This window comes from Shewanella sp. S1-49-MNA-CIBAN-0167 (assembly GCF_040310145.1).
Lineage (GTDB): Bacteria > Pseudomonadota > Gammaproteobacteria > Enterobacterales > Shewanellaceae > Shewanella > Shewanella psychromarinicola.
In genome coordinates this window covers 1-372 of the sequence record NZ_JBEOPO010000137.1, presented here as the reverse complement: position 1 = coordinate 372, position 372 = coordinate 1, and the positions used below count along the sequence as shown (strand labels likewise).

Here is a 372-nt window from a genome sequence, read left to right as displayed (position 1 = left end):
CATCAATAGCGTTATCCATTTAAAGTCAGCTTGTTTATCGATAAAGTCTTGTGATTGCAGTACGTGTTTTAGTTGCTTTGGTTGCCAGCGCTGACGCGCTAAATCATGCCCAGCTTGGTTACTTGGCTTGGACAGTTTCACTTCATCAAACGGGTTAGCGCTGGTGTAGCGCATCAGTTTGCACCACTTAAAGAACTGCGACACCGCCGCGAGGTAGTCTTTATTGCTTTTATGGCTTCGACCTTCTTCGAGCAAGCAATCCTTGTATTCCATTGCCTCAGCGCTGGTAATGTCGAATACATCATCTAGGTGGGTTCGCTCAATAAAGTGGCCTATACGTTGATTTAGCTGCTTTACCGTTAACACTGAGAC

General features: G+C 45.4%; 1 protein-coding gene. It reads right to left on the bottom strand.

The window, feature by feature from the left end:
* The coding region (locus tag AAEZ00_RS20705; protein WP_351089755.1) for a site-specific integrase at window positions 1-372 on the bottom strand (372 nt) is incomplete at both ends.